This window comes from Brevibacterium sp. NPDC056726 (genome assembly GCF_042790515.1).
GTDB classification, from domain to species: domain Bacteria; phylum Actinomycetota; class Actinomycetes; order Actinomycetales; family Brevibacteriaceae; genus Brevibacterium; species Brevibacterium sanguinis.
In genome coordinates, this window is sequence record NZ_JBHTYZ010000007.1 from 239,880 (window position 1) to 255,885 (window position 16,006).

14 protein-coding genes and 1 other RNA gene are annotated in these 16,006 nt (G+C 67.6%); 4 read left to right on the forward strand and 11 right to left on the reverse strand.

Annotation, left to right across the window (positions count from 1 at the left end; translation table 11 throughout):
* Positions 1-16 precede the first annotated feature (16 nt).
* From speB to ACFQ91_RS16095, 3 genes are read left to right on the forward strand one after another with little or no spacing between them, the layout of a single operon-like run.
* Positions 17-1,027, forward strand: a complete 1,011-nt coding sequence (gene speB / locus ACFQ91_RS16085; protein WP_198499315.1) for an agmatinase — start codon at positions 17-19, stop codon at positions 1,025-1,027.
* Positions 1,020-2,681: a thiamine pyrophosphate-binding protein gene (locus ACFQ91_RS16090; RefSeq protein ID WP_198499316.1), complete on the forward strand. Its 1,662-nt coding sequence runs from the start codon at positions 1,020-1,022 to the stop codon at positions 2,679-2,681. The genes speB and ACFQ91_RS16090 overlap by 8 nt, the downstream gene beginning before the upstream one ends.
* Positions 2,682-2,723: 42 nt before the next feature.
* Entirely contained in the window at positions 2,724-4,223 is a 1,500-nt protein-coding gene (locus ACFQ91_RS16095; RefSeq protein WP_232623650.1) for a sodium:solute symporter, read from the forward strand.
* A 16-nt stretch (positions 4,224-4,239) separates the two neighbouring features.
* On the opposite strand, the gene ACFQ91_RS16100 is transcribed toward ACFQ91_RS16095, so the two are convergent.
* From ACFQ91_RS16100 to ACFQ91_RS16120, 5 genes are all read right to left on the reverse strand, one after another.
* Entirely contained in the window at positions 4,240-4,875 is a 636-nt protein-coding gene (locus ACFQ91_RS16100) for a signal peptidase I (RefSeq protein WP_198499317.1), read from the reverse strand.
* Positions 4,872-5,756, reverse strand: a complete 885-nt coding sequence (locus ACFQ91_RS16105; protein WP_198499318.1) for a hypothetical protein — start codon at positions 5,754-5,756, stop codon at positions 4,872-4,874. The genes ACFQ91_RS16100 and ACFQ91_RS16105 overlap by 4 nt, the downstream gene beginning before the upstream one ends.
* A 56-nt stretch (positions 5,757-5,812) precedes the next feature.
* On the reverse strand, positions 5,813-6,955 hold the full coding sequence (locus tag ACFQ91_RS16110; RefSeq protein WP_376871572.1) for a hypothetical protein: 1,143 nt from the start codon (positions 6,953-6,955) through the stop codon (positions 5,813-5,815).
* Between the two features lie 8 nt (positions 6,956-6,963).
* On the reverse strand, positions 6,964-7,515 hold the full coding sequence (locus ACFQ91_RS16115) for a hypothetical protein (protein ID WP_198499320.1): 552 nt from the start codon (positions 7,513-7,515) through the stop codon (positions 6,964-6,966).
* Positions 7,516-7,596: 81 nt separating this feature from the next.
* Entirely contained in the window at positions 7,597-8,184 is a 588-nt protein-coding gene (locus ACFQ91_RS16120) for an alternate-type signal peptide domain-containing protein (protein ID WP_198499321.1), read from the reverse strand.
* 749 nt (positions 8,185-8,933) lie between these two features.
* On the opposite strand from ACFQ91_RS16120, the gene ACFQ91_RS16125 reads away from it, so the two are divergent.
* The gene (locus ACFQ91_RS16125) at positions 8,934-10,586 is read left to right on the forward strand and encodes a thiamine pyrophosphate-binding protein (RefSeq protein WP_198499322.1); all 1,653 of its coding nucleotides are present in this window, start codon (positions 8,934-8,936) and stop codon (positions 10,584-10,586) included.
* Positions 10,587-10,707: 121 nt separating this feature from the next.
* On the opposite strand, the gene ssrA is transcribed toward ACFQ91_RS16125, so the two are convergent.
* The 6 genes from ssrA to prfB form a co-directional block, all read right to left on the reverse strand.
* Positions 10,708-11,085, reverse strand: a transfer-messenger RNA (tmRNA) gene (gene ssrA, locus ACFQ91_RS16130).
* Positions 11,086-11,215: 130 nt separating this feature from the next.
* On the reverse strand, positions 11,216-11,686 hold the full coding sequence (gene smpB / locus ACFQ91_RS16135) for an SsrA-binding protein SmpB (RefSeq protein WP_137826747.1): 471 nt from the start codon (positions 11,684-11,686) through the stop codon (positions 11,216-11,218).
* Between the two features lie 163 nt (positions 11,687-11,849).
* Positions 11,850-13,079 (reverse strand): M23 family metallopeptidase, encoded by a 1,230-nt coding sequence (locus ACFQ91_RS16140; protein ID WP_198499323.1) that lies wholly within the window; start codon positions 13,077-13,079, stop codon positions 11,850-11,852.
* Position 13,080: 1 nt separating this feature from the next.
* On the reverse strand, positions 13,081-13,995 hold the full coding sequence (ftsX, locus tag ACFQ91_RS16145) for a permease-like cell division protein FtsX (protein ID WP_198499324.1): 915 nt from the start codon (positions 13,993-13,995) through the stop codon (positions 13,081-13,083).
* Positions 13,992-14,681, reverse strand: a complete 690-nt coding sequence (gene ftsE / locus ACFQ91_RS16150) for a cell division ATP-binding protein FtsE (protein WP_137826750.1) — start codon at positions 14,679-14,681, stop codon at positions 13,992-13,994. Before ftsE ends, ftsX begins: the two co-directional genes overlap by 4 nt.
* Positions 14,682-14,870: 189 nt before the next feature.
* A complete protein-coding gene (prfB, locus tag ACFQ91_RS16155) occupies positions 14,871-15,989 on the reverse strand; it encodes a peptide chain release factor 2 (RefSeq protein ID WP_198499325.1) in 1,119 nt (372 codons plus the stop codon).
* Positions 15,990-16,006: the final 17 nt, after the last annotated feature.

The following is a 16,006-nucleotide window of genomic DNA, read 5'->3' on the forward strand; positions in this document are numbered from 1 at the left end:
GCTGCAAGGAGAGTCAATGCCGTCTCAGCCCCTCGGCCCCGCCGACTACAGCCAGACCCCGCGCTTCGCCGGCCCCCCGACCTTCGGACTCCTGCCGCGCCTCGACGAGGTCGAAGCCCAGCGGCCGGGCGAGAAGATCGACGTCAAGGTCGTCGGCATCCCCTTCGACGCCGGAGTCAGCTACCGGCCCGGCGCCCGCTTCGGACCGGCCCACATCCGCCAGTCCTCGAAGCTGCTGCGCCCCTACAACCAGGCCACCGGCATCCACCCGTTCACGTGGCAGCAGGTCGCCGACTGCGGTGACCTCGGCGTCAACCCCTTCGACATCGAAGAGGCGATCGCCACGGTCGAGGAGAATGCCGACGCCCTCCGCGCCGACGGCGCGAAGGTCCTCACCCTCGGCGGCGATCACACCCTGGCCCTGCCCAATCTGCGGTCGCTGCACAAGACCCACGGCAGGATCGCCGTCCTCCACTTCGATGCCCACCTCGACACGTGGGACACGTACTTCGGCGCCCCCTACACGCACGGCACCCCGTTCCGCCGCGCCAGCGAGGAGGGACTCATCGACCTCACCGCCTCGATGCACGTCGGCATCCGCGGGCCGCTCTACGGCAAGAAGGACCTCGAGGACGACGATGTGCTCGGCTTCCAGATCATCCGCAGCGACGACTACCAGTTCACCTCGGTCCAGGACGTCGTCGCCCGCATCCGCCGCCGCCTCGGCGACGCTCCCGTCTACCTCTCGATCGACATCGACGTCCTCGATCCGGCAGCCGCCCCCGGCACCGGCACCCCCGAGGCCGGCGGCATGACGAGCCGCGAGCTGCTCAACACGATCCGCGGCCTGCAGGGGCTCAACGTCGTCGGGGCGGAGATCGTCGAGGTCGCTCCCGCCTACGACCATGCGGAGATCACCGGCATCGCCGCCGCCCATGCCGGCTACGAGATCCTCTCCCTGTGGGCGGCCGACGCCAACGGGATGACGGAGCCCTCGGGTCCGAGCGGAGGAGTCCACAGTGCCTGAGGCCGATCGCTTCCGCAACGGCGGCAGAGCCGTCGTCGCCGCACTCGCCGCCCACGGTGTCGACACGATCTTCGGGATCCCCGGCACCCACAACCTCGAGTTCTACCGGCACCTGCCGGAGTTCGGGATCCGCGCAGTCACGCCCCGCCACGAGCAGGGCGCCGGCTACGGGGCCGACGGCTACTTCCTGCTCTCGGGCAAGCCCGGGGTCGTCATCACGACCTCGGGACCGGGGCTGACGAACGTCGTCACCGCGGCGGCGACCGCGTATGCGGAGTCCCGCCCGATGCTCATCCTCTCTCCCGGTGTGCCCACCGGGCTCGAACGCGCCGACATCGGGATGCTCCACGAGACGAAGGACTCCTCCGGGGCGCTGTCGCACCTGCTCGTGTCCTCCCAGCGCACCCGCACCGCCGAAGGTGCGGCCCAGGCCGTCGCCGAGGCGTTCGCGATGTTCGCGTCATCCCGTCCCGGTCCCGTCCACATCGAGGTCCCCCTCGACGTGCTCGAGGGCGACTGGCACGGCAGTGTGCCCGCGCCGATCCCGGCGCGGCGACCCGAACTCGACCGCCAGGCCGTCATCCGGGCCGTCGACGCGATCCGCAGCGCCGCCCGTCCGCTCATCGTCGCCGGCGGCGGTGCGCGCTCGGCTGCCGCTGAGGTCCAGGACCTCGCCGAGGCGATCGACGCTCCCGTCGTCACGACCGCCAATGGGAAGGGCATCGTCGCCGAGGACCATCCGCTCTCACTCGGATCGAACGTCCGCTTCCCGAGCGTCCAGGCCGAGTCGGCTGCCGCCGATGTGCTCATCGTCGTCGGCTCCGAACTCGCCGACTCCGATCTGTGGGGCGGGGTGATCGGCGCGCAGACGGCTCCCGGGGTTCGCGACGACCGGGCTGAGCAGGTCGTCATCCGCTGCGACATCGACCCCGACCAGTTGGGGAAGAACCTCCGCGGGGACATCCTCGTGTGCGCCGACGCCGGGGAGTTCCTCTCGGCTCTCATCGCCGCGCTCGACGACGCTCCCGAGACCGAGTCGGGAACCGCCTCGGCGGGGGAATCCGGGGCCGAGCGCACGGCTGCGCTCAGAGAATCCTCGGCCGATGATTTCGATGTCGAGTCGATCGGGGCACGGGTGACCCGCCTCGTCGCCGACGGCGCCGGATCCGATGTCGTCATCGCCGGGGACTCGTCCCAGGTCACCTACGACGGGACGGTCCACGCGCTCGAAGCGCACACCCCCGACCAGCTCCTCTACATGCCGGGATTCGCCACCCTCGGGTACGGGATTCCCGCCGCGATCGGGGCGAAGCTCGCCGCACCGGACCGACCGGTCGTCTGCCTCCTCGGCGACGGGGCGGCGATGTTCTCCATCCAGGAGATCATGACGGCGACCGAGCTCGGCCTCGGGATCCCCTTCGTCATCGTCGACAACGGCGGGTACGCCGAGATCGAGGCGCAGATGGTCGACCGGGACATGACGCCCTTCGCCGTCGAACTCGCCCGCCCCGACTTCGCGAAGCTCGGGGAGTCGATGGGCGGAGTCGGGGTGACGATGGCCGAGTCGCAGATGCCCGCCGAACTGCCCGACGCCGTCGCCGCGGCACTGTCCCGCACCGTTCCCACGATCATCCACATCACCGTCGGCACCTGAGCCTGCGGCACTGAAGAACCCACACGGAAAGAAGGAGTCACCGTGGACTCACTCGTAGTCATCGTCTACCTGGCCGCAATGGTCGGCTTCGGCATCTGGGGCCGTTTCAAGGCGAAGAACCAGGACGACTTCCTCGTCGCCGGCCGCCGGCTGGGCGGACTGCTCTACACGGGCACGATGTCCGCCGTCGTCCTCGGCGGGGCCTCGACGATCGGCGGGGTGGGCCTCGGCTACACCGCGGGCCTGTCGGGGATGTGGCTCGTCTTCAGCATCGGCCTGGGCATCATCCTGCTCTCGCTGCTCTTCGCCCCGAAGATCCAGAAGCTCGAGATCTACACGGTCTCGCAGATGCTCGAACTGCGCTACGGCAAGGGCTCGCGGCTCGTGTCGGGGGCGATCATGACCGCGTACGGGCTGATGATCTCGACGACGTCGACGGTGGCGTACGCGACGATCTTCCACGCGCTCTTCGACCTCGACAGGTTCTGGTCGGTCATCATCGGCGGCGGCATCGTCATCACGTACTCGATGCTCGGCGGCATGTGGTCGATCACGCTCACCGACTTCGTCCAGTTCCTCATCCAGACCGTCGGCATCTTCCTCATCATGCTTCCGCTCGTCCTGCAGCGGGCCGGCGGCCTCGGCGAGCTGTTCTCCGTGCTCCCGCCCGAGCAGACGTCCCCGGTGGGCATCGGCTGGCAGGCGATCCTCGGCTATATCCTCATCTACACGCTCGGCCTCCTCATCGGCCAGGACATCTGGCAGCGCGTGTTCACCGCCCGAACCCCGGCCGTCGCCCGCTGGGGCGGGCTGTCGGCAGGCGTGTACTGCCTGCTCTACGCCGTCGCCGGTGCGCTCATCGGCATGGCCGCGCTGCGGATCGTGCCCGGCATCGCAGTGCCCGACGATGTCTTCGTCGCCGTCGTCGATGCCTCGATGTCCCCGGTCGTCGCCGGCTTCGTCCTCGCCGCGGCGCTCGCGGCGATGATGTCGACGGCATCGGGGTCGCTGCTGGCCGCGTCGACCGTGTGCCGACAGGACATCGTCGAGCCGCTGCTCGCGAAGCGGCAGATCGTGCCGGTCGCGCAGTCCGCGGAGGGGACGGGCGGTGCCGATGCTGCGGCCGCTGCCGGGACGACGCGCACGATCGCCCGGTCGCTCGTCCGCGAGACCGGTGACGAGGTGCGCGATTCGCGCATCTACCTCATCGGACTCGGCATCGTCACCCTGGCGCTCGCGCTCATCATGCCGAGCGTCGTCGAAGCCCTCACCGTCGCCTACAACCTGCTCGTGGCCGGGCTCTTCGTGCCGATCCTCGGCGGACTCGTCTTCCGCCGCGGCACCATCGTCGGCGTCATGGCCGGAATGATCCTCGGCTCCGTGACGACGGTCGTCATCATGATCACCGTCGACATCTACGCCAACGAGGCGATCTACTTCGGCCTGCTCGCCTCGCTGCTCGGCTACCTCGTCGGCTCGCTCGTCTCGAAGCCGACGTCGCCGGAGATCATGGCCGCATGGCGGGAGCGCCTCAGCCGGTAAGGGGCTGGGTCGGTGCTCAGTGCCGGCCGGAGCCCTTCCGCTTCGGCCGGCAGACCTCCCACACCGCGTAGGCGATGAGGAGGCCGGCGACGATCCAGATGCCCGTGCGCTTCTGGTCGGGAGTCGTCAGCTGGGCGACGTAGCCGACGAGCGGGACGTGGTAGCGGACGACGCCGCGCACCTGCACACTGCGCACCGGGTCGGGGTCGGGAGCGTTGTTCGCGTCGCCCTGCGTGCGGTAGACGGTCTCCCCGTCCACCTCGGCGACGTCGATGATCCGGTGGGTGATCATGTCGTCCGTGCCCGGCTTGCGCAGGTACGTGATGATCTGCCCCTTCGCGAGCCCCTGGGTCTGCTCCGGCCGCAGGGGTTTGACGACGACCTGCGACCCCGGCGGGATCGTCGGCTCCATCGACCCGGTGAGCACCGTGAGCGGCACCCATCCCATGGCGAGCGGCACGACGACGGAGGCGAGGAGCACCCCGATGATCGCGGCGAGCAGCACCCCGCACAGCCAGGAGATGACGGTCCGCAGGCGGCGTTTGGGTCGGGGCCGCCTCTCCACCGGGTCAGCATCAGGGTGAGCGGGGGCGGCGCCGAGGCGGTCGGCACGTCCGTCAGCGTGCGCGACGTCGGTCGGTTTCACGGTCATGTCGTCGTCTCTCCCTTCTCGGCGCGGCGTCGGCGGGCGCCGGCGATGAGGACGGCACCGAGTCCGATCGCGATGCCCGCGAGCGCGACGAGTCCGGCGCTCTCGAGACCGGTTCGCGGCAGCGCCCCTCCCCCGTCGCTCGTGCTCGTCGCCGAGGCGTCATTGGCCGAGGCTGCCTGCGCCGAGGTGGTTCCGCCGGCGGCGGCGTCAGCGTCGGTTCCGTCGGCATCGGCTGCGGCACCGGCGGTGTCGTCGGCGTTGGCCGTATCGTCAGCATCGGCATCGGCGGTGTCGTCTGCGCCGGAATCGGAATCGGCCGAGGACGCTGCATCCGCTCGGTCATCGGCCTGCGCATCGTCGTCTGCGCATTCGCCGCCGGCGCCGACCCCGAGGGTGAAACGCAGCGGCCACGTGCGCTTCTGCGTGTCGTTGTCCCGCTCCTCGACGGCCGGCAGCGCGACGTCGACGGCAAGGGTCTCGCGGGCGCCGGGAGCGAGGGCGCCGAGGTCGATGCTCGTTCCGACGATGTCGCGGTAGGTTCCCTCGGCGACGGTGCGACCGGCCCACGTGATCGTCACCCGGAGATCGCGGTCGGGGTTCTCCACCGGCGTCGTCTCCGGTGCGATTCTGAGCATCGCGGTCACCGGCACCTCGGCGATCGAGCGGATGGCCAGCGCATCGTCAGCGCCCGCACCGGGGGCGAGCAGCTCGGGCACATCGGGGAAGGCCCGGGCGAGATCGCCGGGCGCGGTCTCCTCGCCGCCGTCGGTCTCGGACACCCGGATCGCGTCATCGATCGAGGACGGACAGGCAGCCGCCGAGGCGGGGGCGGGGACCAGGGCGAGCGCCCCGGCGACGGCCAGCGCGATGAGCATGGTCACCGTCCTGCGCAGCGCCCTCGCGGCGGAAAGGACATCGCTGATGTGCCGAACTCCTCTCATAGCGACGCCAGACTGACGCTGCAGGTGGGGAAGAGGCTCAAGGGCTCGCGCTTCATCGACAGGGTGTACACCGGCGACTGGGTGGCTCGTTCGCCGTTCGGGCCGGGCACATGGCTCCCGGCTCCCCCGGTTCCGCGGATGACGAAGGTGAACGTCAGGTCGTAGCCCTCTCCGAGTTCGAAAGGCTGGCGGACGACCTCGACGCTGGTGCCGGTGAATCCGGACCCCACATCGGGAATCGGCGCGTAGGATCCGTAGTTGCCCGGGTTCGAGCCCTGCAGCTCCCGGGCCGTCTTCGCGAGTCCGCTGTAGGCCGCCAGCGTCGACGTGTTCACCGAAAACGTGTGGGAGAGGTCGAAGTTGTCGGTCACACTGCAGGCACCTGTGGTGTTCGATCCGGTCGCCACCGTGACCACGGGTCGCTTCACCGTCGCGGCGACGCCACGGCACTCCTGCGCTGCGGTGGCTCCGGCCGGACATGCCGCCCTGTCGCCGGGATTCGGGCCGAGGGCACCGTGGGGATAGAGCTCGGCGCTCTCTGCGCTCGAGAGTCCGTCGACGCTCCAGTTCACAGCGAAGCGGAAGTCGAACTTCGCTCCCGCGGCACCGACGAGGCGCTGATAGAGGAGCTGAGTCGAGTTCGATTCGACGCCGACGACGATCTTCTGGCTGGCTCCCGGCGCGAGCGTCCAGCTGAGGTTCGCCTCGGGGAGCTGGGTCGTCGTCCGTGTCGTCGTCACGCTCGAGGCGATCTGCTGCTTCGCACCGGTCCGGTCGACGACGTAGGCCCGCGCTTTCCCTGACGCCTGACCGGTGTTCGATCCCGTGAGCGCCACGGATCCGATGGCGACGGTGGCGACCATCGACGTCGGCGATGAGTTCGTCACCGTCAGCGAGGTCTCGTTGGTCTGTCGGTCGAACCAGTTCCAGTCGCCGTAGTCAGGCGTGATGACACCGGCGGTCGTCGCCGCAATCTGCTGTGAGGACAGGGTCGATCCCGAGGAGTCACCGGCCTCGTCGAAGAACCGCGCGAACGTGGCACCGCTGGGCACGAGCGCGACGGCGACGACCGCGGCGACGAGGGCGAGCACGCACACGGCGGCGAGCACGCGGGCCCTCGGGCGCTGCCTGTCCGGCATCTGCGATCTCAACGGTCCTCCTGAATGGCTTGCACTGCGATGTCGGGAACCGTGACGTCGCCGAAGGCCCCGGCCCAGTCTCCGGCGCCGACGGGTCCGGAGAACTCGAGTGTGCGCTCGACTGTCACGGTCTGCGCACCGGTGAGCACACCGCCCGGTGTCACCGTGTCCTCACTCGTCCAGCCTGGTGAGGGGGTCTGCTGCAGCGGCGTCACCGTGATCGCATACCGCAGATTCGTCCCGCTCGCCGTGACGTCGAACCGGGATTCCACGGTCAGCCGGTCCCCCCGCATGAAGCGGAAGTCGCGGACCTGGGCAGCATTCGCCTCGGCGCAGTGCGCAAAGCCCTGCGGAGCGGTGCACGCGGTCAGTCCCTCGAAGCGGGTGTCGGTCGGGTACCTGCCGAGGACCCGATAGGAGACGTCGCTCGAGGCGATGCCGAGTTCGCCGGAGTTCACCGTGATCGGATCGTCGGCGAAGCGCAGCTCCTCATACCATCTGGCACTCGTGCCGAGCCCGCTCGAGAGCAGCACCAAGGCGGCCGCAAGGGCCACGATCACGCGCACTCTCATCCGACAGCTCTCATCCGGTCACCGACGACAACGCTGTCCTCCGGCCGCTGCGGGCCGGAGGACTGTCCGTCAGCGGTCGTACTGCACCAGCTGCAGCTTGATGTCGCCGGTGTTGAAGGAGTAGTCCGTGTTCTGGTTCTCCTCGCCCCACCACTGTGCGGTGTCGGTGCCGGGGTTGTCCCGGTTGAGGGAGTTGTCCACGGAGTCCTTGAACTCCTTGAAGTAGATGGAGAAGCCGACGTCGAAGGTGTCGCCGTCGTTGGCGGCGGTGAGGACGATCGGGTCACTGCTGCCGTTGACGGTCGCCTTGAGCACGGCGAAGTCGTCGTCGACGAGCTGCGCGAGGGCTCCGGTGGGCACTGCGGTGAGCGTGGCCTGCAGGTTCTTGCCCTTGATGTTCGTCACGACCTGCGAGCTGCCGGTGCACTCCATGGTGTCGCCGGGCACGACGAGGTCACCGGGGGCGACGTTGTCGCCGCCGTTGGCCCACTGGCAGGAGAGGTTGTCGATGGAGAAGTTGAGCTCACCGGACTGGACATTGGCCGCCTCGTTGCCCAGGGATGCTTCGTCGTACCAGCGTGCGAAGGTGAGGCCGCCTCCGATGAGGAGGACCGCGGCGGCACCGCCGGCGAGGACGGCTTTCTTGTTGACATTCATCGATGTGTCGCTTTCCGGCAGAGGATATTGCCAATAAAGGGTGTTGGAATGAGAGGGAGGGTGCGGGCACTGCGTTCTCGATAACGCATACCTGTCACAATGAGATTAACATTCATTTCAGTTAGCGAGAAACTGTCGTTATCGTTTCGTAACATTCAATGACGATTTCATTGCGTGAATCACACCTGCAATGGCAATGTTGTCAAACAATTCATTTGTCAGAACAGCTGAACGGGTACCATGCCTGGTCACAAGGCCACTGACCATCCGACGCGGCCTCGTCAGCGCGCCGTCCGCACGGCCTCGACACGCCCGAAGATTGCCGCGCGACCGACATCCGAAGAGCGGCCCGGGATATTTCGACAAGGCACCTGGAAGTGCGGCGACGCACCGCTGATTCCCGCTGAGCGCACTGCCTCGCTGACGATCAAAGCGCTTTTCAGGCGGACTGATCAGGAGTTCTGCACGGTAATTGAAATATCTATCACAGACTTTATCAGTGCGATTTCATGATGCCGTTCAACGAGAATTCGCGCGTCAATTGCGCACCTGATCGGTGCACATTCATTCACCTCGGTTCGCCTCCCCGGACTTGGCGCAGACGACTGCTTCGCCCTATATTCGTACCTGTCAGGTCCCCTGCGCTGCGCCTCAGTCAGCGTCCCGGGGGCCGGTGCTCGAAAAAGGAGCGCGAAGCCTCACGCGAGACACATATGGACTGCTCTCCATATCTCTCGAAAGGCCCTCTCTTGGCGCACACCTCGGCGCACGTCGCGCACACGCTCTCCCGGCACATCGACGACGTCTTCGGACTCATGGGCAACGGCAACGCCCACTTCCTCGATGCCCTCCTCACCTCCACCTCGGCGACCTACACCGCCGTCCGGCACGAAGCCGGCGCCGTCGTCGCCGCCGATGCCCACTTCCGCACCTCGGGTCGCCTCGCTGCGGCGACGACGACGTACGGTGCCGGGTTCACCAACACGCTGACCGCGCTCGCCGAAGCCGCGCAGGCCCGCGTGCCGCTCGTCCTCGTCGTCGGCGACGAGCCGACCTCGGGTCCCCGCCCATGGGACGTCGATCAGATCGCGATGGCGTCAGCGGTCGGGGTGCGCACGTACACGGTCGGACGGGTCGATGCCGCTGCCGCGACCGTGACGGCCATCGAGCATGCTCTGACCTACCGGGTGCCCGTCGTCCTCGCGATCCCCTACGACGTCGCGACGCTCGAGATCGGTGAGATCCCCGAGGTGCCGGGTCCGGGCAGGCCGAGTCCGCTCGCGCCCAGCGGTGAGTCCGCCGACGCCGCCCTCGACCGTCTCGCGGCGGCCCTGGCCTCAGCGCAGCGTCCGCTCGTGCTCGCCGGTCGGGGCGCGTGGCTCTCCGGGGCCGGTGCCGCCCTCGGGGACCTCGCCGAGGCGGCCGGTGCGCTGACCGTGACGACGGCCCTGGGCCGCAATATCTTTCCTGCCGCCGAACACGACCTCGGTGTAGCCGGGGGCTTCGGGGCGCCTGCGGCGATGGCCCGCGTCCGCGAGGCCGACGTCGCCGTCGTCATCGGCGCCTCGCTCAATCAGTTCACGATGCGGTTCGGGGAGCTCTTCGGCCCGACCACCTCGGTGTGGCAGGTCGACGTCGACGACCGGGCGACGCACGCCCGCGTCGGAGGTTTCATCCGCGGTGACGCACGGCTGGCGGCGGAAGCGCTGACGGAGCGGGTGCGGGGACTGACCGGTCCGACGGACACGTGGCGGGGCCGGGTCGACACCGCCGCCGATCGGGTCTATGACCAGGGCGGTGAGTTCGGATCCGACGGCCGACTCGATCCGCGGGCCGCTGCCGCCCGCCTCGGCGAGCTCATGCCTGCCGATCGGGTCGTCGTCTCCGACGGCGGGCACTTCATCGCGTGGGCGAACATGTTCTGGGAGCCTGCCGCACCGGAGCGGATCGCCATGGTCGGCACGGCCTTCCAGTCGATCGGGCTCGGCTGGCACAGCGTTGCCGGCGCTGCCCGGGCGAACCCGGAGGCGACGATCGTGCTCACCACCGGCGACGGCGGTGGGGTGATGGCGCTGTCGGACCTCGACACGGCGATCCGCTCGGCCGGCGGCCGGGGCATGGCCGTCGTCTTCAACGACGCCGCCTACAGCGCCGAAGTGCACCTCTACGGGCGCAAGGGCCTCGCTACTCCCCCGATGCTCATCGACGAGATCGACTTCGCGGCGCTCGCGACCGCGGCCGGCGCCCGCGGTGTCGTCGTGCGCTCGCTCGCCGACCTCGACGTCGTCGCCGAGTGGGCGGCCGCACCGGTCGAGCAGCGACAGTTCCTCGTCCTCGACCTGCGCGTCTCGGGCACCGTCGTCGCGCCGTACCAGGAGGAGATCATCCGCGTGAACTCGTGACGGCCCGGGGTCGACCGATCTTGCCTGTCCGGGTCGACGAACGCACCCCGTCCGCGGCGCATGATGGGACGACAACGGCCCCGGCAGCTCGGATTCAACCGAGCTGCCGGGGCCGTGACATGAGTGGAGATGGCGGGAATCGAACCCGCGTCCGTCGGCAGATTGTCAGGACTTCTCCGGGCGCAGTTCGTGAGGCAGTTTCTTAGGTTCTGGTCATCGCACGAACACGTAGACCAACGAACGGAGTTGGGTAAGAGTCCCTCAGATGCCCCCAACGTGCATCTGAAGCAGTGGCCTCTTAAGCGACGCCAGGATCTAGAGCAGAGGCAACTCTAGGCTGACGGATTCGCAGCTCGCGCTCTATCAGGCAGCGAGGGCGAAATCGGTGCGGTTTTCAGATTTAGCACCTATTGTTTTGCAGAGGACATTAACGAGATGACTCTGCATTCTCGGCCCGCTTCTCCCGACGCAGTGTCCAACGTCGAAACCGATCATCCCCATATTCTGTTGCCAATCCCGCTCACCGACATCACCTGGACGAACAGGCTCTGCCGCCGGGCAGGAACACCAGCATACTCTTTCAACACCACCCGGGCCAATTGCATTCCCGGGTGGGTCCGGTGAAGGACTCAGAGATACTGCTTGGACTTCATCGCCCGCTCAGCCTCGCGCTTGTCCTGGGCTTCGCGCAGCGACTGCCGCTTGTCCCAGTCGCGCTTGCCGCGGGCCAGAGCGATCTCGACCTTGACCCGGGACCCCTCGAAGTAGAGTTCGAGCGGGATGAGGGTGCGCCCCGATTCCTTGACCTTCTGCGAGATCTTGAGGATCTCCTCGCGGTGGAGCAGCAGCTTGCGCCGACGCCTGGCGGCATGGTTCGTCCACGTGCCCTGGAGGTACTCGGGGATGTAGACGTTCTCCAGCCACGCTTCGTTCTGGAAGATGAGCGCGAACCCGTCCGTCAGCGACGCCCTGCCCTCACGCAGCGACTTCACCTCGGTGCCGGTGAGGACGAGGCCGGCCTCCCAGGTGTCCTCGATGTGGTAGTCGTGGCGTGCCTTGCGGTTCCTCGCGATGACCTTCTTCCCGGTGTCCTTCGGCATGACCGGCCTCCTCTCTCCTCTTGTCCGATGCTCTCGTGCAATGCTCGTGTCCGACGTGCACAGCCGGCGGTCCGGCGACCGCCGCCGACCTGCACACGCAGACCCACCAGTCTATCCCATCGGCAGTTCCGGCGCACTCGCCCTGACTGCCCGACGGTGCGGACTACGAGATGAACGGCATCGCGTTGACGTAGCCGCCGTTCTCCATGATCTCGAAGTGGAGGTGGCAGCCGGTCGAGGCGCCGGTCGTGCCCGACTGGGAGATGACGTCGCCCTTCTTCACCTTCTGCCCGGCCTTCACGCTCAGGCTCGTGTTGTGGTTGTACGTCGAGGCGATCGACTTGCCGCCGATCTTGCCGTGGGAGATGACGACGCGGTTGCCGTAGCCGCCGGCCCAGCCGGCGCTGACGACGACGCCGTCACCGGCCGCCCGGATCGACGTTCCGCAGGGCACACCGAAGTCGGTGCCGGTGTGGAGCTTCCGGTTGCCCGTGATCGGGTGGATGCGGTAGCCGAACTGCGAGGTGATCGGGAAGCCCTCGGCGGGATTGGCGAGGACACCGTCGCCGTAGACGAAGTTGCCCTTCGCCTCCTGTTCCTTCTCCCACTCGCGGACCTCCTTCGCGAGCCGATCCTGTTCCGCCTTCTCATCGGCGAGCTGCTGCTCGGTCTTGTCCTTGTTGTCCGAGATCGTCTGCTCGGCGTCGTCCTTGGCGGAGATGAGGTTGTTGAGGTCGTCGGCCTTCTTCTTCGCGTCGGCCTGGGCGGCCTCCTTCGCGATGACCGCCTCGGCGGCCTCATCCTTGAGATCGGAGATCTCATCGGTGACCCCGGAGAGGCGCTCCTCGTTGTTCTCGTTGAGCGCGCGCTGCTCGGAGAGGTCATCGATCGTGCGCTGCTGGGAGCGCACCGCGGAGTCGACGCGGCCGATGCCGCCGTCGGCGCTCGTGCCCTCGGCCATCTGCAGCAGCATCGCGAGGTCGGAGGTGATGCCGGAGTTCTGGTACGCCTGCCGGCCGATCCGCGCCGCGGCCGTGCGGTTCTGCTCGATCTCGTCCGTGCCCTGCTGGATCTCGTCCTTGAGGTCGGACTGCGCGTTCTCCGCCGAGGTCAGACGGGCGGCGAGGTCCTCGTCCTTCTGCACCGCCTCGGCGAGGGCGTCGTCGGCCTTCTGGGACGCCTCCTCCGCAGCGGGCAGGGCCTCCTGGGCTTCGTCGCGTTCGGCGATGACCCGGGCGAGGTCCTCGTCGAGGCCCTCGAACTCCTGCTGGAGCTCCTTGACGCGTTCGTCGACCTTGTTCTTGTCGTCGCGCGGGTTCGCCGTCGCCGAGGTGACCGGCATGACGACGGCGAGCACAGCAGCCGTGACGAGAAGGGGAAGCCTGCGTTTCATCTCAGACCTTCGTGTACTTGTTGAGTGTGATGAGCGACGAGGCACCGGCCATGACGATGCCGATGACGAGGAGGATCGGGGCGACGATGAGGACGTCGACGCCGGAGATGAGACTGAACCCGGTCGCCTGATCCTGCAGCCAGCCGCTCACCCCGAAGTGGACGAGCAGGCCCAGGGAGCCGGCGGCAAGCCCCGCGCCGATCGCTGCGGCGATGACGCCTTCGAGGAGGAACGGGAGCTGGATGAAGGAGTTCGAGGCGCCGACGAGGCGCATGATCCCCGTCTCCCGGCGTCTGGCGAACGCGGAGAGGCGGATCGTCGTGGCGATGAGCAGCATCGCGCACAGGAGCATGATGCCGGCGATGGCGATCGCGACGACGGTGGCGACGTTGAGGACCCCGAAGAGGCGGTCGAGGAGCTGATTCTGGTCGACGACCTCTTCGACGCCCTGGGTCGAGGAGAAGTACTCGTTGATGATCTGGTACTGCTCGGCGTCCTTGAGCTTGACCCGGAAGGACTCGTTCATGTCCTCCTCGGGCACGGTGCCCTCGAGGCTCGTGCCGGCGAACTGGTCCTGGAAGCGCTGATAGGCCTCGGCCTTGTCCTCGAAGTAGACGGTGTCGACGTACGGGGAGAGATCGGAGCTGGCGAGCGCATCCTCGATGTTCTTCTTCTGCGTGTCGGTGACCTCGCCGTCGACGCAGTTCGTCGCCTCGGAATCCGGCGGGCAGAGGAAGATCGAGACCTGGACGCGGTCGTACCAGTAGTCCTTCATCTGCCCGACCTGCATCTGCAGGAGGATCGCGGCGCCGACGAAGAGGAGGGAGACGAAGGTGACGAGGACGACGGAGAGGACCATCGAGAAGTTCTTCTTCAGGCCCGATCCGACCTCGGAGAGGATGAAGCCGGCCCTCATGAGGCGACTCCGTACGTGCCGTGCTCGACGTCGCGGACGATGCGGCCCTCTTTGAGTTCGATGACGCGCTTGGCCATCCGGTTGACGATCTCCCCGTCGTGGGTGGCCATGAGCACGGTGGTGCCGTTGCGGTTGATCTTCTCGAGCACCGACATGATGTCAGCGCTGGTCACGGGGTCGAGGTTGCCCGTCGGCTCGTCGGCGAGGAGGATCCCGGGCTTGTTGACGACGGCGCGGGCGATCGCGACGCGCTGCTGCTCACCGCCGGAGAGCTCATACGGGTAGCGCTTCTCCTTGCCGGCCAGGCCCACGGTCTCGAGGACGTCGGGCACGAGCGTCGACATCGATGCCCGTGACTTGCCGATGACCTGGAGGGCGAAGGCGACATTGGCGAAGACCGTCTTGTTCGGCAGCAGCCGGAAGTCCTGGAACACCGTGCCGATGCCGCGGCGCAGGTAGGGGACCCGCCAGGAGGGCATCTTCACCACGGACTTCCCCGCCACGGAGATCCGCCCCTTCGTCGGCACCTCTTCGCGGAGGATGAGGCGGATGACCGTCGACTTGCCCGATCCCGAGGCTCCGACGAGGAACACGAATTCCCCGCGGTCAGCCTCGAACGAGATGGAGTCGAGGGCCGCCCGGGTGCGGGTGTCGTAGGACTTCGAAACGGAGTCGAATGTGATCAAGAGGGTCTTCAATCATGTCGCGGATGGCTCGGCCGCTTCCACTGTACGTAACAGTTCCGTGATGTGCGCGGAGGCGGCGGGGCGTGTGTTGCGCATCTGATGAAGTTCACAGTCCCACCACGATGCGTTCACCCGCGCCGAGGCGGCGGTGCCGTGGGGTCGGAGCGCCGAGGCGGTGGTGCGGCGGCGTCACTCCTCCTCGGCGTTCTCCTGCTGCTTGCGCCAGCGGATGCCCGCTTCGATGAGTCCGTCGAGGTCACCGTCGAACACGGCCTGGGGATTGTTGACCTCGTACCCGGTGCGCAGATCCTTGACCATCTGGTAGGGGTGCGTGACGTACGAGCGCATCTGATCTCCCCAGCTGGCCTTGATATCGCCGGCGAGCTCCTTCTTCTGCGCGGCCTCCTCCTGGCGCTTGCGCTCGAGGAGCCGCGACTGGAGGACCCGCATTGCGGCCTCCTTGTTCTGGATCTGCGACTTCTCGTTCTGCATGCTCACGACGACGCCGGTCGGAAGGTGCGTGATGCGCACGGCGGAGTCGGTCGTGTTGACGGATTGGCCGCCGGGTCCCGAGGACCGGTAGACGTCGATGCGCAGGTCGTTCTCGTCGACCTCGATGTGGTCGGTCGACTCGATGAGCGGGACGACCTCGACGGCGGCGAAGGAGGTCTGGCGGCGGCCCTGGTTGTCGAAGGGGCTGATGCGCACGAGGCGATGCGTGCCGGCCTCGACCGACAGCGTGCCGTAGGCGTAGGGGGCGTTGACCTGGATCGTCGCGGACTTGATGCCGGCGCCTTCGGCGTAGGAGGTGTCGAGCTCCTGGACGTTGTAGCCGCAGCCCTCGGCCCAGCGGATGTACATGCGGATGAGCATCTGCGCCCAGTCCGTCGCGTCGTCGCCGCCGGCACCGGAGCGGACCGTGACGACCGCAGAGCGCTCATCGTATTCGCCGGAGAGCAGGGTCGAGATCTCGAGTTCGCCGAGCTGATCCTTGAGCTTGGCGATGTCGCGTTCGGCCTCGACGAGCGAATCCGAGTCGCCTTCGGCTTCGGACATCTCGATGAGGAGTTCGGCGTCGTCGATGCGCTCCCCGAACTTCTCGAGCTTCTCGAGCGTGCCCTGCTTGTGCGAGAGCTTCGCCGAGGTCTTCTGCGCCGAATCGGGGTCGTCCCAGAACGTCGGGGCCGATGCTTCCTCGGTGAGCTCGGCGACCTCGTCACGCAGAGTCGGCAGGTCGGAGACGTCGAGGATCGCCTGATAGGTGCTGCGGAGGTTGGCGATTTCGGAAGCGTGATCAGTCGTGGCCATAATGCCTCGATTCTAGT